The sequence below is a fragment of the Planomicrobium sp. MB-3u-38 genome (genome assembly GCF_002836425.1).
GTDB lineage: Bacteria > Bacillota > Bacilli > Bacillales_A > Planococcaceae > Planococcus > Planococcus okeanokoites.
In genome coordinates this window covers 56801-75468 of sequence record NZ_PJBO01000003.1, presented here as the reverse complement: position 1 = coordinate 75468, position 18668 = coordinate 56801, and the positions used below count along the sequence as shown (strand labels likewise).

The 18668-nt window shown below is 45.9% G+C and carries 21 protein-coding genes; all 21 read right to left on the bottom strand.

Annotated elements, in window-relative coordinates:
* Positions 1-25 precede the first annotated feature (25 nt).
* The 21 genes from fabZ to rpiB all read right to left on the bottom strand — a co-directional run bounded on the left by fabZ (position 26) and on the right by rpiB (position 18631).
* Positions 26-463 carry a 3-hydroxyacyl-ACP dehydratase FabZ gene (fabZ, locus tag CXF70_RS02745; RefSeq protein ID WP_101801441.1) on the bottom strand — a complete coding sequence of 146 codons (438 nt, stop codon included), beginning with the start codon at positions 461-463 and terminating at the stop codon, positions 26-28.
* 39 nt (positions 464-502) lie between these two features.
* Entirely contained in the window at positions 503-772 is a 270-nt protein-coding gene (locus tag CXF70_RS02740) for a DNA-directed RNA polymerase subunit beta (protein ID WP_101801444.1), read from the bottom strand.
* Positions 773-931: 159 nt separating this feature from the next.
* Complete coding sequence (mreB, locus tag CXF70_RS02735; RefSeq protein ID WP_101801443.1) at positions 932-1921, bottom strand: rod shape-determining protein; 990 nt, start codon at positions 1919-1921, stop codon at positions 932-934.
* Positions 1922-2192: 271 nt separating this feature from the next.
* The gene (gene murA / locus CXF70_RS02730) at positions 2193-3491 is read right to left on the bottom strand and encodes a UDP-N-acetylglucosamine 1-carboxyvinyltransferase (protein ID WP_084244274.1); all 1299 of its coding nucleotides are present in this window, start codon (positions 3489-3491) and stop codon (positions 2193-2195) included.
* Positions 3492-3855: 364 nt separating this feature from the next.
* Entirely contained in the window at positions 3856-4089 is a 234-nt protein-coding gene (locus CXF70_RS02725; RefSeq protein WP_084244272.1) for a DUF1146 family protein, read from the bottom strand.
* 226 nt (positions 4090-4315) lie between these two features.
* Positions 4316-4720: a F0F1 ATP synthase subunit epsilon gene (locus CXF70_RS02720; protein ID WP_101801440.1), complete on the bottom strand. Its 405-nt coding sequence runs from the start codon at positions 4718-4720 to the stop codon at positions 4316-4318.
* Between the two features lie 23 nt (positions 4721-4743).
* Complete coding sequence (gene atpD / locus CXF70_RS02715; protein WP_101801439.1) at positions 4744-6159, bottom strand: F0F1 ATP synthase subunit beta; 1416 nt, start codon at positions 6157-6159, stop codon at positions 4744-4746.
* Positions 6160-6397: 238 nt separating this feature from the next.
* Positions 6398-7255, bottom strand: a complete 858-nt coding sequence (gene atpG, locus CXF70_RS02710) for an ATP synthase F1 subunit gamma (protein ID WP_101801438.1) — start codon at positions 7253-7255, stop codon at positions 6398-6400.
* A 48-nt stretch (positions 7256-7303) separates the two neighbouring features.
* Entirely contained in the window at positions 7304-8812 is a 1509-nt protein-coding gene (gene atpA, locus CXF70_RS02705; RefSeq protein ID WP_084244264.1) for a F0F1 ATP synthase subunit alpha, read from the bottom strand.
* A gap of 28 nt (positions 8813-8840) precedes the next feature.
* Positions 8841-9371 (bottom strand): F0F1 ATP synthase subunit delta, encoded by a 531-nt coding sequence (locus CXF70_RS02700; protein WP_084244262.1) that lies wholly within the window; start codon positions 9369-9371, stop codon positions 8841-8843.
* Complete coding sequence (gene atpF, locus CXF70_RS02695; protein ID WP_101801437.1) at positions 9368-9889, bottom strand: F0F1 ATP synthase subunit B; 522 nt, start codon at positions 9887-9889, stop codon at positions 9368-9370. The genes CXF70_RS02700 and atpF overlap by 4 nt, the downstream gene beginning before the upstream one ends.
* 287 nt (positions 9890-10176) lie before the next feature.
* Complete coding sequence (atpE, locus tag CXF70_RS02690) at positions 10177-10389, bottom strand: F0F1 ATP synthase subunit C (RefSeq protein WP_008433003.1); 213 nt, start codon at positions 10387-10389, stop codon at positions 10177-10179.
* A gap of 65 nt (positions 10390-10454) precedes the next feature.
* The gene (atpB, locus tag CXF70_RS02685) at positions 10455-11171 is read right to left on the bottom strand and encodes a F0F1 ATP synthase subunit A (protein ID WP_084244258.1); all 717 of its coding nucleotides are present in this window, start codon (positions 11169-11171) and stop codon (positions 10455-10457) included.
* Positions 11172-11198: 27 nt separating this feature from the next.
* Complete coding sequence (locus CXF70_RS02680; RefSeq protein WP_084244256.1) at positions 11199-11570, bottom strand: ATP synthase subunit I; 372 nt, start codon at positions 11568-11570, stop codon at positions 11199-11201.
* Positions 11571-11574: 4 nt separating this feature from the next.
* A complete protein-coding gene (locus CXF70_RS02675) occupies positions 11575-11796 on the bottom strand; it encodes an AtpZ/AtpI family protein (protein ID WP_101801436.1) in 222 nt (73 codons plus the stop codon).
* Positions 11797-12009: 213 nt separating this feature from the next.
* Positions 12010-13128 (bottom strand): non-hydrolyzing UDP-N-acetylglucosamine 2-epimerase, encoded by a 1119-nt coding sequence (gene wecB, locus CXF70_RS02670; RefSeq protein ID WP_101801435.1) that lies wholly within the window; start codon positions 13126-13128, stop codon positions 12010-12012.
* A 198-nt stretch (positions 13129-13326) separates the two neighbouring features.
* Complete coding sequence (gene upp, locus CXF70_RS02660) at positions 13327-13956, bottom strand: uracil phosphoribosyltransferase (protein WP_101801433.1); 630 nt, start codon at positions 13954-13956, stop codon at positions 13327-13329.
* A gap of 167 nt (positions 13957-14123) precedes the next feature.
* The gene (locus CXF70_RS02655; RefSeq protein WP_101801432.1) at positions 14124-16298 is read right to left on the bottom strand and encodes a sensor domain-containing protein; all 2175 of its coding nucleotides are present in this window, start codon (positions 16296-16298) and stop codon (positions 14124-14126) included.
* 76 nt (positions 16299-16374) lie between these two features.
* Positions 16375-17610, bottom strand: a complete 1236-nt coding sequence (locus CXF70_RS02650) for a serine hydroxymethyltransferase (RefSeq protein ID WP_101801431.1) — start codon at positions 17608-17610, stop codon at positions 16375-16377.
* On the bottom strand, positions 17597-18181 hold the full coding sequence (locus CXF70_RS02645; protein ID WP_101801430.1) for a TIGR01440 family protein: 585 nt from the start codon (positions 18179-18181) through the stop codon (positions 17597-17599). Before CXF70_RS02645 ends, CXF70_RS02650 begins: the two co-directional genes overlap by 14 nt.
* A gap of 12 nt (positions 18182-18193) precedes the next feature.
* Complete coding sequence (rpiB, locus tag CXF70_RS02640; RefSeq protein WP_101801429.1) at positions 18194-18631, bottom strand: ribose 5-phosphate isomerase B; 438 nt, start codon at positions 18629-18631, stop codon at positions 18194-18196.
* Positions 18632-18668: the final 37 nt, after the last annotated feature.

Genomic DNA, 18668 nt, shown 5'->3' with positions numbered 1-18668 from the left:
AAATTATCTGCGCTGCTTTTATCTTTTATTTTTCAGCAACCGGCCCCAACGCGAATAGGATATCGCATTCACAGGCAATTTCGCCGTCCACTGTTGCGATGCCATGCCCTTTGCCCATCGGCCCTCTAAGTTTCGTCAATTCCACTTCCAGGCGCAATTGATCGCCCGGGACAACCTGGCGCTTAAAACGGCAATTGTCTATACCTGTGAAGAAAGCGAGGCGCCCTTCATTGCCTTCCATTTTTAAAACGGCAGTTGCTCCTACTTGAGCAAGAGCTTCTACAATCAAGACACCCGGCATAACAGGATATCCAGGGAAATGGCCATTAAAGAACTCTTCATTGGCGGATACATTTTTCAAGCCCACCGCTCTTTTGCCTGCTTCAAGCTCCAGCATCCGGTCCACCATCAAAAATGGATAGCGGTGTGGAAGAATCGCTTTTATCTGTTCAGTCGTCAACATGAGTCCAACCCCTTTAAAATGATTAAAGAGCGGCAGCTGTTACTTTTTGCCGCTCATGATATCGATAATATGCTGCCATGTTTCCCATTTCAGCGCATCTTTCGGCTGTCCGTCCCCGATGATGCCATAACCGACCATCGCGCCTAACGCAGCCGCAAGTACGATTAAACCGATGACCAGAATGATGCGAAGCCAAATCGGAAATAATCTGATCTGTACCCACCAGGTCTTTTTCTCCTGCTGTTCACCAGCTGCTTCATCATTTTTATATTCTTTTCTTTTAGATACTTTTTTAGTCGGCTCAGCCATTTCAGTCGTCAACCTTTCCAATGATGCATTCTCTCATATAATCTGTTAAGAGCATTCCGCATCCACAAGTCTATTGCGATTCCGCTAACACGATTTCACTCTGTTGTCATTATACTAAAAAAATGCGGTAGCTGTACATAATTAAAAACGGAAAGACCTTTATCTTCTTTTGCGTGAAAGGCTATCCAGCATGATGCCTGTACCGATAGCTACAGAATTCATCGGGTCTTCTGAAACGAACACAGGAACTTTCAATTCTTCTGCCAGCAATTGCTCGATGCCATGCAGCATAGCACCTCCGCCAGTCAGTATGACGCCTCTATCGATGATATCCGCTGATAATTCTGGCGGCGTTTTTTCCAATACGTTTTTAGCTGAGGCCACAATCATATTGACCGATTCACGTAAAGCCAATTCAATTTCTTCTGAGTGGATGGTAATTACCCGCGGCAGTCCTGTAACCATATCACGTCCGCGTATTTCCATTTCATCTTTGCGGCTGCCTTTAAAGACTGTGCCAATTTCGATTTTGATATTTTCGGCTGTTCGCTCACCAATCAATAATTTATAATGTTTTTTAACATACTGGAGAATATCATTATCGAATACATCCCCCGCCACTTTAATGGATTCACTGGTGACGATATCGCCCATTGAAAGAACAGCCACATCTGTTGTGCCGCCGCCGATATCAACGACCATATTGCCTGTTGGCTGGTAAATGTCCATGCCGGCTCCGATTGCAGCAACCTTCGGCTCTTCTTCGAGGTAGACTTTCTTGCCGCCGGATTTCTCTGCAGCTTCACGGATCGCCTTTTGTTCGACGCTCGTTACATTCGTTGGACAGCAGATAAGAATACGCGGCTTGTTCATGAATCCTCTGACTTTCAATCGTTCGATAAAATACTTCAACATGATTTCTGTTACATCAAAATCCGCGATAACCCCTTCTTTTAAAGGTCTAACAGCAATTATATTCGCCGGAGTGCGGCCGATCATTTTTCTCGCTTCTTCCCCTACAGCAATCACTTGATTGGTTTTCCGATCCATCGCAACGACAGAAGGTTCATTCAGAATAACCCCTTTGCCTTTCACATAAATCAGTACATTTGCCGTTCCTAAGTCAATCCCTATATCTCTTGAAAACAACATCCCTGCTACCCCTTCCGGTAATGGTACTTCTATTATGTATCTCTCTCTTTAAAGACTCTCCTAACTGAATATTTTAACACAAAGATTCAGTCAGCTACATAATATTTTGGAAGAATATATGCTATTTTAAGAAAACTTCGTTGAGTCTATTCAATATTCTCTGATAGGGTCAAGCTTCTCAGTTTCATTCCCCGGGAAATACTTTTATAAGCACATAAAAACCCGGGACCGCAATTGCAGTTCCGGGTTTGATATTATGATTAAGGAATTAGACCGTTTGCTCTTCCATGACAGGTGCTTCTTCTGTGATGACGCGTTCGATATCTGCGCCAAGCGATGCAAGTTTCTTATGAAAGTCAACGTATCCGCGATCCAAATGCTGCAATTCGTTTACGCGTGTAATACCCTCAGCGGCAAGTCCAGCAAGAATCAGGGCTGCTGCTGCACGCAAGTCTGTTGCCGAAACTTCTGCTCCCTGCAACTTAGAAGGCCCTTCCATGATAACTGAACGCCCTTCGATTTTAACGGAAGCATTCATGCGGCGGAATTCTTCAACATGCATGAAACGGTTTTCGAAAACTGTTTCTGTCAGGATTCCGTTCCCTTTTGCTGTCAGCATCAATGACATCATCTGAGACTGCATATCCGTAGGGAATCCTGGATGCGGCATCGTCTTGATATCAATTGAGCGCAATGGACGTGATGCCCGTATACGAAGGCCTTCATCAGTTTCTTCGATGCGCACACCCATTTCTCCAAGTTTGGAGATCAAAGCTGCCATATGCTCAGGTACTGCGTTTTCAATCGTTACGTCACCTTCAGTGATCGCTGCTGCCACCATGAATGTACCAGCTTCAACGCGGTCAGGAATGATATAATGCTCAGCGCCGTTCAATTCTTCAACGCCTTCGATACGGATCGTATCCGTACCTGCACCAATCACTTTCCCTCCCATTTCGTTGATGTAAGTAGCCAAGTCAACAATTTCAGGCTCTTTCGCCGCGTTTTCGATGATTGTAACCCCATCTGCCAACGCTGCTGCCGTCATGATGTTTTCAGTAGCCCCTACGCTTGGGAAATCCAAGTATATTTTAGCTCCGCGCAATCTGCCATTCACGTCAGCTTCTACAAAGCCGTTGCCGAATGTAATCTTGGCGCCCATCGCTTCAAAGCCTTTTAAATGAAGTTCGATCGGACGTGATCCGATTGCACAACCACCTGGAAGCGCCACACGAGCAAAACCATTGCGTGCAAGAAGCGGTCCCATAACCAAAATCGAAGCTCTCATTTTTCTAACATACTCGAATTGAGCTTCACTTGATAAAGTTGAAGATGAATCAATATGCATTTCATTCTTTTCCGGGAAGTATTCAATGCCTACGTTCAAGCTTTTCAAAACTTCCTGAATCGTGTAGACATCCGCCAAGTGCGGAACTTCCTTGATGATGCTTTTGCCTGTACCAGCGAGCAATGCTCCGGCCAGGACTGGAAGAACTGCATTCTTAGCCCCTTCCACTCTTACTTTACCGTTTAATTTGTTACCGCCTCTTACAATGATCTGTTCCACTGAAACGCCCTCCATGTGTAAAATAATCTGTAATAAAATTTGTAAAAATGTATATAAAACGCTTAAAAGTCCAATGTCATTATTTAGAAACAAAACCTTTACTATGATACCCGTATTTTATTAAAATAACAAGTATCTGGCAGATTATTTTTGTTAAATATTATCTGCTTGTTTATAAGATTCGTAACAACCTTTTGATTTTTGTCCGTCGATTAACACTTTATATTACAATTTGATTACAGTGAATATTTTCCCCGTATATAGGAAAATAAACATGGTTTTTGAAATTATTTCCCGGGAAATAGCTAAGGTTTGGTAAATTGGCCTGTTCCCACCAGGTGGAAACACGACAATTTCTCAAGTCCTAAAAGAGATAAGGCAGCTGTCTGGACCATGCGGATATGTTCAAAAAGAACGTTGAAACCATTGTACCTAAAGCAATGCTCAGGAAAATATAAAGTATTTGCGCCTGCAGCACATGATTTTTTCGGATCCAATTTTCAAATGTCATAGCGCGCAATGCGTAAAAAGCTACGCCAGTAAAAAAGATGTGGCTAAAGATAGAGATAATTGCCTGCTGGCCAATCATTTGTTCCATATGGCTCTTCCTCTCCGATTGAATAGTATTTAGAAATTATAGAAAAAGCGGGCAAAAGTTAGGATAACTTTTGTCCGCTTTCTACATTGTCTGTCGCTTTTCTGTGTCTAGACTCCAACGGCCAACTCCTCGGACTTAAGCTGCCCTTCCTGTGCGGCAAAAGACGCCGCTTCGGAAATTCATCTTAAGCCTGTCGGAGCTGTGCGGCCGTTTCCGCTTTTCTATACTATACATTACCCTCATAAACGTTGATACGATTCATCGCACGCTTCAAAGCAAGCTCAGCCCGTTTGAAGTCGACTTCATCTTTTTTCGCCTGTAGCAACGCTTCTGCACGTTTAGCTGATTCTTGTGCGCGAGCAACATCGATATCAGTCGCACGTTCTGCTGACTGGGCAAGAATCGTTACTTTTTCAGGACGAATTTCAAGGAATCCGCCGCTTACAGCAACCAATTCCGTCGAGTTTTCTTTCTTCAATCGGACAGCGCCGATTCCAAGAGGTGCTACTGTCGGGATGTGACCGGGCAGGACGCCCATTTCACCGGAAGCTGTAACCGCAATTACCATGGAGACTTCTGAATCGTATACCGGGCCGTCGGGAGTGACAATATTGACTGTAATGGTCTTCATTTTTTCCCCTCCTGGTCCCTGATTTAGACTTCTACGCCCATGCCTTTAGCTTTGGCGATTACATCTTCAATGCGACCTACCAAACGGAAAGCATCTTCAGGCAAGTGATCGTATTTACCGGCAAGGATTTCCTGGAATCCTTTGATTGTTTCTTGAACCGGTACATAAGAACCTTTTTGGCCTGTAAACTGCTCAGCCACGTGGAAGTTTTGAGATAGGAAGTTTTGAACGCGACGAGCACGGTTAACCGTTAACTTGTCTTCATCGCTCAACTCATCCATACCAAGGATTGCAATGATATCCTGTAGTTCACGGTAACGCTGAAGCGTTTCCTGGACTTGGCGGGAAACTGCATAATGTTCTTCTCCAACGATTTCAGGCGACAATGCGCGTGAAGTCGAAGCAAGTGGATCCACCGCTGGGTAGATACCCATTTCAGAAAGTTTACGCTCAAGGTTAGTTGTAGCATCCAAGTGGGCGAATGTTGTAGCAGGAGCCGGATCCGTATAGTCATCGGCTGGTACATAGATCGCTTGAATTGATGTTACAGAACCAGTGCTTGTAGTCGTAATACGTTCCTGCAATTGACCCATTTCAGTAGCAAGTGTCGGCTGGTAACCAACGGCAGATGGCATACGGCCAAGTAACGCTGATACCTCAGAACCTGCTTGAGTGAAGCGGAAAATATTATCGATGAACAATAGTACGTCCGCGCCTTGTTCGTCACGGAAATATTCAGCCATTGTCAAACCAGACAAAGCTACACGCATACGTGCGCCAGGCGGCTCGTTCATTTGGCCGAAGACCATTGCAGTTTTCTTGATAACGCCGGAATCGCTCATCTCGTGGAATAAGTCATTTCCTTCACGTGTACGCTCACCAACACCGGCGAATACAGAAAGACCGCCGTGCTCTTGAGCGATGTTGTTGATCAATTCCTGGATAAGAACTGTTTTACCTACACCGGCACCACCGAAGAGACCGATTTTACCACCTTTGATGTAAGGGGCAAGCAAGTCAACTACTTTGATACCTGTTTCAAGAATTTGAACTTCTGTGGAAAGATGCTCAAATGTAGGTGCTGAACGGTGAATCGGGTCGCGGCGTTCTGTTGCCGGGATTTCTTCACCTAAGTCGATTACTTCACCAAGTACGTTAAATACGCGGCCTAGTGTTACTTCTCCAACTGGAACAGTAATAGCGCTGCCCAAATCGGTTACAACCGATCCACGCTGCAATCCATCAGTGGATTCCATCGCAATCGTACGAACAGTGTCGTCGCCAAGGTGCAAAGCTACTTCTAAAGTCAAAGTAACTACTGCCTGACCGGGACGATCAATTTTTACAGTTAGGGCGTTGTAGATTTCTGGAAGATGGCCATCGGCAAACTTGATGTCTACAACCGGACCCATAACTTGAAGAACGTGTCCTGTGTTCATGCTATTCCCTCCTGTCTTACTTTTATTGAAACTATATCTTTATTTAAATTAATATATTTATATTTCGATATTCCGCAAAACAGCTTCGCTTTCCTGGCTGCTTGCGCTGAGCTAACTCGTGCTCGTTACACTTCGCCCGAGTGGATCTCAGCACTTCACTTGGTCGCCTGGGAGTCTTCGCTGTTTTGCTCCATATCTTTGAGATTTCTCTCAGTGCCGAAGCGAAATATAAAATGTTTTATTCTAAAGCCGCTGCCCCACCAACGATTTCAGTGATTTCCTGAGTGATCGCTGCCTGGCGGGCACGGTTATATGAAAGTGTCAATCCGTCGATCAATTCGGACGCATTGTCGGTCGCGCTCTTCATCGCTGTCATTGAAGCCGCATGTTCACTTGCTTTGCCGTCAAGAACGGCACCAAAAATCAGGCTTTCTGCGTATTGTGGAAGAAGGACTTCCAGGATCGCTTCAGCAGATGGATCGAATTCATAAGAAGAAGTCGCTCCAGTCGGCTTGATATCCGTCAAAGGCAGAACCTTCGTTTCAGTGACTTCCTGTTGAATAGCTGAGACAAAGTGATTATAGTACATATAAACTTCGTCATATGCACCTTCTGAGAACATACCAACAGCTTTGCGCGTAATTTCTTTGATATCAGCGAAAGAAGGATGATCCGGAAGCGCGATTGCGCTTTCCAGGATTGTCATTCCCTGCTTCGCAAAGAAATCCCGACCTTTACGGCCAATGCTGAGGATAACAAATTCATCATTCGACGTATGGCGTTCACGGATTTTATTGCTTACAGTACGCAGAATGTTACTGTTATATCCGCCAACCAACCCACGGTCAGATGTGATTACAAGGTATGCGGTTTTCTTCACAGGGCGTGATGTCATCATCGGATGGCTTGCGTCATTCGATCCGGCAGCTATAGAAGCTACGACGTCCTGAATTTTCGCCATGTAAGGGACGAACGCTTTTGCATTCATCTCAGCACGGTTCAATTTTGAAGCGGAAACCATTTGCATCGCTCGTGTAATCTGGCTTGTTTTCTTCGTTGACGTAATTCGGTTTTTTATGTCGCGTAAAGATGCCACTGGTATTTCACCACCTTATTATTTTTTTTTCTGATCCTGCTGAAATGCTTACTCTGATTTTGCGAATGTGCGTTTAAAGTCGTTGATTGCCGCGCCAAATGCTTCGTCAGAAGGCAAACCTTTCGTAGTGCGGATAGTTTCCAAAACTTCAGTGTGGTTTGTATCCAACCAGCTAGTCAACTCAGCTTCAAAACGGGAGATATCTTTGATTGCGATATCGTCAAGGAAGCCTTTTGTCAATGCATAGAAGATAACAACTTGTTTCTCAACTTTGATCGGGTTGTTCAAATCCTGTTTCAGAACTTCAACAGTCCGTTTTCCGCGCTCAAGTTTAGCAGCTGTAGCAGCATCAAGGTCAGAACCGAATTGAGAGAATGATTCAAGTTCACGGTATGCCGCCAAGTCAAGACGCAGCGTACCCGCAACTTTCTTCATCGCTTTAATCTGCGCTGAACCACCAACACGTGATACAGAAAGACCAGCGTTGATCGCTGGGCGTACACCCGAGAAGAATAGATCAGACTGAAGGAAGATTTGTCCGTCAGTGATTGAGATTACGTTTGTTGGGATATAAGCAGAGATATCGCCAGCTTGCGTTTCAACGAACGGCAATGCTGTGATTGAACCTGCACCAAGAGTTTCGTTCAACTTCGCTGCACGCTCAAGAAGGCGTGAGTGCAAGTAGAATACGTCACCCGGGTAAGCTTCACGGCCTGGAGGACGACGAAGCAATAGTGAAAGTTCGCGATAAGCTGATGCTTGTTTTGTCAAATCATCATAGACGATAAGAACGTGTTTGCCGTCAAACATGAATTCTTCAGCCATAGTGATACCTGCGTAAGGAGCAAGGTACAATAATGGTGCCGGCTGTGATGCAGATGCCGTCACGACGATAGTGTAGTCCAAAGCGCCGTTTTTACGGAAAGTTTCAACTACGTTACGTACAGTTGATTCTTTTTGTCCGATAGCTACATAGATACAGATCATGTCCTGGTCAGCCTGGTTCAAAATTGTATCGATCGCTACAGATGTTTTACCAGTCTGGCGGTCACCGATGATCAATTCGCGCTGTCCGCGGCCGATCGGCACTAATGCGTCAATCGCTTTGATACCTGTTTGAAGTGGTTCATGAACAGATTTACGTGCCATAACCCCTTGTGCAGGGCTTTCGATTGGACGGGATTTCGTTGTGTTGATCGGGCCTAGGCCGTCAACTGGCTGTCCAAGCGGATTTACTACACGTCCGATAAGTTCTTCTCCTACCGGTACTTCCATAATGCGGCCCGTACGACGCACTTCATCGCCTTCTTTGATGTCTGCGAATGGCCCAAGGATGATGATACCAACATTATTGGCTTCCAAGTTTTGTGCCATACCCAATACACCAGTAGAGAACTCAACAAGTTCTCCAGCCATGACGTTGTCGAGGCCATGAGCGCGAGCGATACCATCACCAACTGTGATTACTGTACCGACGTCGTCAACTTTCATCTCTGATTGGTAATTTTCAATCTGCGCTTTAATCAGACCGCTGATTTCTTCAGCTTTGATGCTCATGTATGTCACCCTCTCATAATTTCATTAATTAACCGATCAATTGACGCTGCAAGCGAGTCAATTTCGTGCTGATGCTGCTGTCATAGATGCGGTTTCCGATTTGAAGACGCAATCCGCCGATTAACGAAGGATCGACAATGTTTTCAATTCGCAATGCCTGTTTACCTACTTTTTGTGCAAATACAGTTGAAATCGAAGTGCGTTCCTCTTCAGTCAATGGACGTGTAGAGTAAACTTTTGCATCCTGGATTCCTTGTGCATCGTTGGAAAGGGTGATGTAAGCATCGACCAATTCCCCTACTTCATTTAAACGTCCGCGCTCAGCGATCAATTGGATCGTGTTGATCACGTATTGATTTCCTTGCTTGAACAATTCGTTGATGAGGTTGATTCTTTTTTCAGATGATAATTTCGGTGAAACCATCAGTTGATAAAGTTCCGGAGTCATAGCAAAGACTTTTTTCACTTCGCGCAGATCCTGTTCAACTTCAGCAGTAACCTGATGTTTCTGTGCCGTTTGGAACAATGCTAATGCATAGCGTTCTGCAGCCTGACTCATTGCACTTCGCCTGCCTTCGCAATCGTTTCGTTAATCAACTGGCGGTTGTCTTCCTCAGAGATTTCTTTTTCAAGCACTTTCGTAGCTGCAAGCAATGACAATGCCACAACTTCTTCACGAACTGCCGAAATCGCTTTGTCTCTTTCGTTGGCAATCTCAAGAACTGCCGCATCTTTCATGCGTCCAGCTTCAGCGCGTGCCGTCGTGATGATTTCCTCACGCGAAACTTCGCCTTGCTTTTTGGCGTTCTCTACGATTTCCTGTGCTTGTGTGCGCGCATCTTTCAGAAGGTTGCGCTGTTCTTCAAGCATTTTTTTGGATTCCAGACGGCTGTTTTCAGCAGTTTCGATCTCACTTGCGATCAAGTCTTCACGTTCCTGCATTACGCCCATCAAAGGTCCCCATGCGAATTTTTTCAGTAGCAGCATCAATGCGATAAACACGATCAACGTTGCTGCGATATCTCCAATATTCAAAAACTTCACGGTAGCACCGAGTACGAGGTGATCAAAAAACACGATTGTTTCACTCCCTTCAAGAGCCTAAAAGTACGTTTCTTCTATAGTAAGATCTTTAATTGCTGCAAGATGATTTTTCGGTTGTAAAATGATTCATAACAAGCGTAAATGGCGAAAAACATGCCGAAGCATTCTCGCCATTTAGCTTTTTGTGTTTAGACTTTTTGTCTAGACTCCAGCGGCCCAGCTCTTCGGGTCATAAGCCAGCCCAACTGCGCGGCCAAGGCCACTTCGTTGTCCTGTCTTATGCCTTTCAGAGCTAAATGGGCGCCGTCGCTTTTCGTTGATTAACGGTTCATTACGATGAACGCGATAACTACCGCGATGATAGGAAGTGCCTCTACCAAAGCAACACCGATGAACATTGTTGTTTGAAGAACGCCACGAGCTTCTGGCTGGCGAGCGATACCTTCAACTGTTTTTGAAACGATAAGACCGTTACCAATACCTGCACCTAGTGCTGCTAAACCTACTGCAATTGCTGCTGCTAATAAACCCATTTTAAAATGTCCTCCTCAGGATAATTGTTTTTTTGTTTTTTGCCGCCGATTAAGGCGATTTTATCTCAATGGTCGTCGGCAACTTTATGCGAAATATAAACCATTGTCAACATAACGAAAATGAATGCCTGGATAGCCCCGATAAAGATCGAGAATCCTTGCCAAGCCATCATTGGAAGCGCGGCTGCGGCAAATCCGAAGATACCCGCTCCACCTAAACCTGCAAGCAATCCTAAAAGGATTTCTCCGGCAAAGATGTTACCGTAAAGACGAAGACCAAGTGTAAGCGTATTCGCAAATTCCTCGATGATTTTCAACGGGAAGAGGAATGGCATCGGCTTCAAATAATCCGCTCCGTAATTCTTCAAACCTTTTTGCTTGATGCCATAGTAATGGCTCAAGATAATGATTGTTGCTGCGAGTGTCATTGTGACAGTCGGATCAGCTGTAGGTGATTTCCACCAGAGATCTCCGTTGACAATGATTGAGAATGGCAATCCCAGCATGTTCGAAACAAAAATGAACATGAGCAGCGTAATTCCAAGTACATGGAATCGTCCACCGTCTCTCCAGTCCATATTGCTCTTTATGATACCCTTCACGAAATCCATGATCCATTCCATGAAGTTTTGCATCCCGGTCGGTTTCAGCTTTAAGTTCCGCGTTGCAAAGAATGCGATGAGGAACACGATAAGAGCGGCTACGAGCAGCATCATAACGTTGGATAAGTTAAACCAAATACCGAACAGCGGATCTTGCCACATTGGAGCTCCATGATCCACGATTGTTTCACCTCTCTTTCCACATTCTTAATGGTGTTTCACGTGATGGATGATCCGTTCCGCCAAAAGCAGAATGTAAGGAATCATCAATCCAATTACCGTACTGACCAAGTGAATGTGCTCTGCGAACAATATCGCTATCGCAACAGCTGCAACACCTGATGCAAACCGTAATGCCGTTCCTAGGGAACGAACTTTCGAGCCTTCAGCCACCGCCCGGTCAAATTTGTCCATCCGGCGAACCAGTATCCACATATTATAAATGCCGAACAAAGTTCCGATGATCAGACCCGCAAAGATGTCCTGGTACGGGGTGAATCCCCAACCGAGTACACATATTGCGAGGATAAAGATGATTATCCTTTTAAGTCTTGTGAAAATCTCCCTGAGTCCATCCATTTTTTTACTTGTCTCCTGATTCGAATTTTCGGACGGTCTGAAGCATTGCCCAGACGCCTGCTGAAATGCCTGCGAAAAGGCAGATGACCAGAAATAGCGGGGCGGTTCCGAACTGATCATCGATCCACATACCTGTGAACGCACCGATGAGTACGGACCCGACAAGTTGTGAGAGGATGGCGCTGTATAGAGCCATCGCTTGTAAGGGACTTTTTTTCGGGTGCATGATAAACCCCTCGAAATTCGTTGATTTGACATTTTACCCCTATAAAAGAGCAGTCGCATCAGGCTTTTACCATAAAAAATTATGTAAAAAAACCTTCTCATGCATACCCTTTGTAAGCATACAATAGGGGTAAAATCATGTCAATTGATAGAAGTGAAAAACTTCACAAGCAAAATTGCCCCGACATATTGTGGACAAAAATTCACAAATTATTTATTTGGCGTTGAAATACTGATGAAGCGCTTCGACAATCCGCACCGATGCCTTGCCGTCCCCGTAAGGATTTGATGCATGCGACATCGCTTTATACGCCGCTTCATCTGTCAATAATTCTTTCGCCAGCCCATAAATCGTCTCTTCATCCGTACCGGCAAGCTTCAGTGTGCCAGCATCGATGCCTTCCGGACGTTCAGTCGTATCACGCAGCACGAGCACCGGTTTGCCAAGCGACGGCGCTTCTTCCTGAATACCGCCTGAATCCGTCAATATAATGAAGGAACGCGCAGCGAAGTTGTGGAAATCCAAGACTTCAAGCGGTTCGATCAAATGGATGCGCGGGTCGCGGCCAAGCACTTCATCCGCCACTTCCCTTACGGCCGGATTCATGTGAACCGGGTAAACAACCTGGATGTCGTCGTGCTCTTCGATCAGGCGTTTAATCGCGCGGAACATATTGCGCATCGGCTGGCCCAGATTTTCACGACGGTGTGCCGTCAATAGAATCATGCGGTCATCGCCGATTTTCTCAAGGATCGGATGTGAATAAGTTTCGGTCACAGTCGTTTGTAAGGCATCAATCGCTGTGTTGCCCGTAATGTAGACAGCTTCCTCTTTTTTGTTTTCTGCCAACAGGTTCTGTGCTGATTTTTCAGTCGGCGCAAAATGAAGATCGGCAATGACGCCGGTCAACTGGCGGTTCATCTCTTCCGGATAAGGAGAGAATTTATTGTGCGTACGCAGCCCTGCTTCTACATGGCCCACAGCTATCTGGTTGTAGAATGCGGCTAGGCTGGCAACAAAAGTTGTTGTCGTATCGCCGTGCACCAGCACGATATCAGGCTTCGCTTCTTTCATCACTTTATCGAGACCTTCCAGTGCCCGCGTCGTTACTTCGCCGAGCGTCTGGCGGTCCTTCATGATATTCAAGTCGAAATCCGGTGTGATTTTGAATGTTTCAAGAACCTGGTCGAGCATTTCACGGTGCTGTGCTGTAACAGTCACCAGGGGCTCGATGGTTTCCGGATGTTTTTGAAGCTCCAGTACAAGCGGCGCCATTTTGATGGCTTCCGGACGTGTACCGAAGATCGTCATCACTTTCCACTTCTTTGTCAAAAGGATCAGCCTCGCTTTTCTTTATTCTTTAGACTCCAGTTGCCCAGCTGAGCGGCCGTTTCCGCTTTTCTATTGTCCAGACTCCAACGGCCAACTCCTCGAGTCGTAAGCCACTTTGGCTGTGCGGCTGGAAAGACGCCGCTTCGCCAAATCGTCTTACGCTTGTCGGAGCTGAGCGGCCGTTTCCGCTTTTCTATATTATTTTGTTCCAAATAAACGGTCTCCAGCGTCTCCAAGACCTGGAACGATATAGCCGTGGTCGTCCAATTTTTCATCAAGTGCCGCGATGTAGATGTCTACGTCCGGATGTGCATTTTGTAAAGCTTCCACGCCTTCCGGTGCTGCAATGATGCACATGAAACGGATTTTTACCGCTCCGCGTTTTTTCAGTGAATTGACAGCTTCGATTGCTGAGCCGCCAGTTGCGAGCATCGGATCGACTACAATGATTTCGCGTTCTTTAATATCCGAAGGCATTTTAAAATAGTACTCGACCGGCTGCAGCGTTTCAGGGTCACGATATAGACCGATGTGTCCGACTTTCGCCGCTGGGATCAGTTTCAAAATCCCATCGACCATCCCGATGCCTGCGCGCAGAATCGGCACGATCGCCATTTTTTTCCCTGCCAATACATTTGCTTTTGCAATCTGCACCGGCGTTTCCACTTCAATTTCCTGCAGCGGAAGGTCACGGGTTATTTCAAAAGCCATTAATGTTGCTATTTCATCCACCAATTCGCGGAACTCTTTCGTCCCAGTCGATTTATCGCGGATGTACGTCAGTTTATGCTGAATCAGCGGGTGATCAAAAACATATACTTTTCCCACGGCGTATCTCTCCTTTTTCCACATTATCTTCAATAGTATAACAGAAATTGAAGTGCTCTGAACTCTCTGCCGAGCATTGTAATTTTTCTGAAATTTTAATTGCCATACAACTTTAGTGTAAGCCCTTGAATCCATTCCACTAAAAAAACCGGAGCATATGCTCCGGTCTACAATAGGTTTGCATCTTCGAGTGGCATCGGGCGATAGAAATAATATCCTTGGGCAACATGGCATCCCAGATCCAGCAGCAGGTGTTTCTGCTCTTCTGTTTCCACGCCTTCCGCAACAGCGGTCATGTCCAGGTTTTCCGCCAATTGAATGATGGTCCGGACAATCGCAAGTGTATCCGTTTCGTGCATTTTGGAAATGAAGGACCGATCGATTTTGATTTCGCTGACCGGCAGCTTCTGCAAATAGCTCAAAGAAGAGTAGCCGGTACCGAAATCATCCACCGAACTGCTAAAGCCATATATCGTCAATTGCTTGAAGATTTTTCTGGCGGCTTCGATGTCGACAAAGCCGATCCGTTCTGTAATTTCAAGTTGGATCAAACGCCGGTCAATATTGTAATCCGCTGTCATGTCCACGAGATTCGGAACAAACGAATGATGGAAAAAATGATCCGCCGAAATATTAACCGCCACTTGCTGGAGGTTAAGGTTATGCTCCTGGCGATTTTTCAGCCATTCCATTACCTGCTTCAAGACATTCTGTTCAAGAATGCGGATTTTGCCATTCTTTTCAGCTGCCGGTATGAAAACATCCGGAGCAATATTGCCAAGTTCCGGCGAATTCCAGCGTGCCAGCGCTTCGAAGCTCAGAATTTTGCCTGTACGCATATCCACTTTCGGCTGAAGATGGACTTTTATTTCTTCACGGCGCAGCGCTGCCGTCAGTTCATTGGCTATCCGGAGATTTCGCATCATGTACTCATCATGTTCGTTCTCGTAATAACAGATGGATTCACCCGCCCGAAGTTTCGCTTTCGATAATGCGCTGTCTGCATAGCGGATGAGTTCCTCCACATCCTGCTGCATGGCCGTTATGATGGAGACGCCCGTTTTAAGGGATAAGAACAATTCTATATCACGCACTGTAATCGGCTCAGCCAATAATTTGCCCAGCTCTTCAAGATAATCCGGGATCTGATCCAGCGGCATGAGGCTGACAAGTGCCAGCGTCGAATCGGAAAAACGCGCAATCAGCGCTTCTTTCGAAGAAGTTGCCATGCCGAAACGCTTGCCGATTTCCTGGATCAATTGATCACCAGCACGGTGGCCATATTGGTCAACGACTTTGACGTATTCGTCCACTGATAAAAACGCAACGAGCCCTTCTTTGTTTTCTTCAAGCAAAGAAGCCAATTCAATCATGAAATAGTTGCGGTTGCGCAGTCCCGTCGTCCGATCCGTATAAGCAAGTTTCAGCATTTCTTCCTGCTGTCTCGAATACTTGACTGTCAGGGAAATCGTCGGTGCGATTCTTTCCAGAAACAGATAGTCTTTTTCATCCGGTATAGTCGTCGACGGGAAATAAATGCCTAATGTACCTATCACATTGCCGTCTTTATCAAGAAAAGGCACTGACCAGGTGGATTTGAAACCATATTGTTCAGCCATGTATCGGTATTCTTTCCATAACTCATCTACTTGCATATCTTCCACTATGACCGACTCGCCCCGGTGATAAGCTGCCCCGCATGAGCCCGATTGTGGAGTCGCGTCTTTTCCATCAATAAATTCACGGAAATCCTTCGGCATTGATTTGCCTGCGACATCCCTGAATTTATTGTTTTCATCAATGAACAGGATGGTGCATGTCGTGCCATCCTTGAAGAACGATTCAATGATCCGGCAGACATTTTCAAGCAGCGAACCGAGCATATAGCCTTTTTCGATGCCGGTATACGCTTCCTGCTGCAGCTGGATCAATGCTTCTTCCCTTTTCCGGTCATTGATGTTCTTCATCAGCATCAGTGTATACCGATGTCTCCCACCGTCAACGCTGATCGGCTGAACTGTGATTTCATTCCAGAAGGGGTTCTTATTCTTATGGTAGTTAACGATTTCGAATGTGTCCGCCTTATCGGATAAGGTGCATTTCCGGATTTTATCGCTGATTATCTTGTCTGTTTTTTCCCCATGCAAAAACCGGCCGTTTTTACCCAGGACGTCGTTTTCGGAATATCCCGTCATGTCGTAGAACGCCTGATTGGCATAAAGGATCGGCTGCTCATCAAGTTGGGAATTGATGACGACAAAACCTGTCTGGAATTCGACACCGAGACGGCTGAGCCAATCCACAATTATGTATTTTTCTTTTTCTATTTTACTGTTTTGCATCCGGTACCCCTTCTTTCGTTATCTATGGGGAGAAAAATGCAGCTGACTGCCCTTGCGAGACAGCAGCTGCATTCCCTTATTTATAGAGCGGGAAGCTGGCTGTTAATTTAGCTGTGCGTTCAGCCGCTTCTTTCTTCGTTGTTTCATCTTCAGGGTTTTTTAGAAGCATCGCGATAATGGATGCGATCTCCTTCATTTCCGTTTCTTTAAAGCCGCGGGACGTAACAGCAGGCGTTCCAAGACGGATTCCTGAGGTCACAAATGGACTTTCCGGATCAAATGGAATCGTGTTTTTATTTGTTGTGATGCCGACTTCATCCAAAACTTTTTCGGCTACTTTTCCTGTGAGGTTCAATGAACGCAGGTCAATCAGCATCAAATGGTTGTCCGTGCCTTTTGAAACGATATCCACGCCTTCAGCCATCAGGCCTTCAGCAAGTGCGTTCGCGTTTTTCACCACTTGGTCGATGTATTCTTTGTACTCAGGCTGCTGTGCTTCACCGAACGCTACCGCTTTAGATGCGATAACGTGCATAAGCGGACCGCCCTGGATTCCCGGGAAAATCGTTTTGTCGATTTTCTTCGCGAATTCCTCTTTGCAAAGAATCAAACCGCCGCGTGGGCCGCGAAGGGTTTTATGTGTTGTCGATGTCACGAAATGCGCGTGGGGAACCGGGTTCGGATGAGCTCCTGTTGCCACAAGCCCGGCAATGTGAGCCATATCCACCATCAAATAAGCGCCGACTTCATCAGCGATTTCACGGAATTTCTCAAAATCAAGTTTTCGGGAATATGCACTTGCTCCTGCTACGATCATTTTCGGTTTGTGCTCCAGTGCAGCTTCACGCACTTTATCGTAATCGATCAATTGCGTTTCTTCATCTACGCCGTATTCCTTGAATTCATACTGCATACCGCTGAAATTCACTTTACTGCCATGCGTCAAATGACCGCCGTGGTTCAAGTTCATTCCAAGAATCGTATCGCCTTTTTCAAGAACCGCAGTATAAACAGCCATATTTGCCTGTGAACCGGAATGCGGCTGTACATTGGCGTGGTCCGCACCGAAAATTTCTTTCAGGCGGTCTCTCGCGATGTTTTCCACCACGTCAACGAATTCACAGCCCCCGTAATAACGTTTGCCCGGATAGCCTTCCGCGTATTTATTAGTCAATACAGAGCCTTGCGCATCCATGACGGCCTGCGACACAAAGTTTTCTGATGCAATCAGTTCGATATTCGCTTCCTGGCGTTCTTTTTCCGCATTCATTGCTTCATATACTGCCTGGTCTTGCGCTTTAATCAAATCCATCCTGATTTCCCTCCTGTAATTGAACAAACTCACGACTGTAGCTGGCGCGTTCACCGCCGATCAGTTTCGGGCGTGTGGTGGCTGCAGAAACAATCGCATCTCCTATTAGTTTAACAGATGTACGCACCGGAACGGCTACTCTTTTTAAATGCATGCCGATCATTGTCTGGCCGATGTCGATTCCGGCGTGCGCTTTGATTTCCTCGACTACGACCGGATCGTTCATAGCACTGTAAGCATAAGCACTCATCGACCCGCCGGCTTTGGCTACCGGAATGACGGATACCGGCTCCCAGCCGTATTTCTCAGCGGCATGCCGTTCAATCGTCAAAGCACGGTTAATATGTTCACAACCCTGGAACGCCAGAAAAATTTTATGGCGTTCCGCGAATTTCTGTAATGGTTCATACAAGCTTTCCGCAATATCCAACCCGCCTCCAGTGCCGATATGCTGTCCGAGCACTTCGGAAGTTGAACAGCCGACCACAAAAACCTGGCCTTTCCTGAAATCAATTGCCTGTTCCAGTTCACCCAACGTTTCTTCTAGCTGCAATTGCCATAAACTTTGCATGCTGACCACTCCTTATTTTTCTAAGTCTGTGATTTTTTGTATCCGTTTTTCGTGGCGTCCGCCTTCAAATTCCTCTGTCAGCCAAGTTTTCGCGATTTCACGCGCAAGTCCTGCTCCGACAACACGTTCACCCATTGCAAGGATATTGGAATCGTTATGTCCTCTAGTCGCTTTGGCGCTGAAAACATCATGCACTAGAGCGCAGCGGATCCCTTTTACTTTATTTGCTGCGATCGACATGCCGATCCCGGTTCCGCAGATCAGGATACCGCGATCCGCTTCACCGTTTACTACAGCTTCCGCAACCGGAGTCGCGTAATCGGGGTAATCGACAGAGTCATCGGTGTGCGGGCCGAAGTCCTTATATTCAATGCCCATCTCGTTTAAGAGATTGACCATTTCCTTGCGAAGATTGTTGCCGCCGTGATCAGAAGAAATAGCGATTTTCATGTATAACCCTCTTTTCTATTCTGTTAGCGCTAAAAGC

Excerpts from the sequence above, each read along its gene's own strand:
- rpiB (WP_101801429.1), bottom strand. The coding sequence starts at position 18,631 with ATGAAAATCGCTATTTCTTCTGATCACGGCGGCAACAATCTTCGCAAG.
- CXF70_RS02675 (WP_101801436.1), bottom strand. The coding sequence starts at position 11,796 with ATGCACCCGAAAAAAAGTCCCTTACAAGCGATGGCTCTATACAGCGCC.
- fabZ (WP_101801441.1), bottom strand. The coding sequence starts at position 463 with ATGTTGACGACTGAACAGATAAAAGCGATTCTTCCACACCGCTATCCA.
- atpD (WP_101801439.1), bottom strand. The coding sequence starts at position 6,159 with ATGAACACAGGACACGTTCTTCAAGTTATGGGTCCGGTTGTAGACATC.
- atpE (WP_008433003.1), bottom strand. The coding sequence starts at position 10,389 with ATGGGTTTATTAGCAGCAGCAATTGCAGTAGGTTTAGCAGCACTAGGT.
- CXF70_RS02680 (WP_084244256.1), bottom strand. The coding sequence starts at position 11,570 with ATGGATGGACTCAGGGAGATTTTCACAAGACTTAAAAGGATAATCATC.
- CXF70_RS02645 (WP_101801430.1), bottom strand. The coding sequence starts at position 18,181 with ATGCAAAGTTTATGGCAATTGCAGCTAGAAGAAACGTTGGGTGAACTG.
- CXF70_RS02740 (WP_101801444.1), bottom strand. The coding sequence starts at position 772 with ATGGCTGAGCCGACTAAAAAAGTATCTAAAAGAAAAGAATATAAAAAT.
- CXF70_RS02720 (WP_101801440.1), bottom strand. The coding sequence starts at position 4,720 with ATGAAGACCATTACAGTCAATATTGTCACTCCCGACGGCCCGGTATAC.
- CXF70_RS02725 (WP_084244272.1), bottom strand. The coding sequence starts at position 4,089 with ATGGAACAAATGATTGGCCAGCAGGCAATTATCTCTATCTTTAGCCAC.
- atpA (WP_084244264.1), bottom strand. The coding sequence starts at position 8,812 with ATGAGCATCAAAGCTGAAGAAATCAGCGGTCTGATTAAAGCGCAGATT.
- CXF70_RS02700 (WP_084244262.1), bottom strand. The coding sequence starts at position 9,371 with ATGAGTCAGGCTGCAGAACGCTATGCATTAGCATTGTTCCAAACGGCA.
- CXF70_RS02650 (WP_101801431.1), bottom strand. The coding sequence starts at position 17,610 with ATGGATTTGATTAAAGCGCAAGACCAGGCAGTATATGAAGCAATGAAT.
- CXF70_RS02655 (WP_101801432.1), bottom strand. The coding sequence starts at position 16,298 with ATGCAAAACAGTAAAATAGAAAAAGAAAAATACATAATTGTGGATTGG.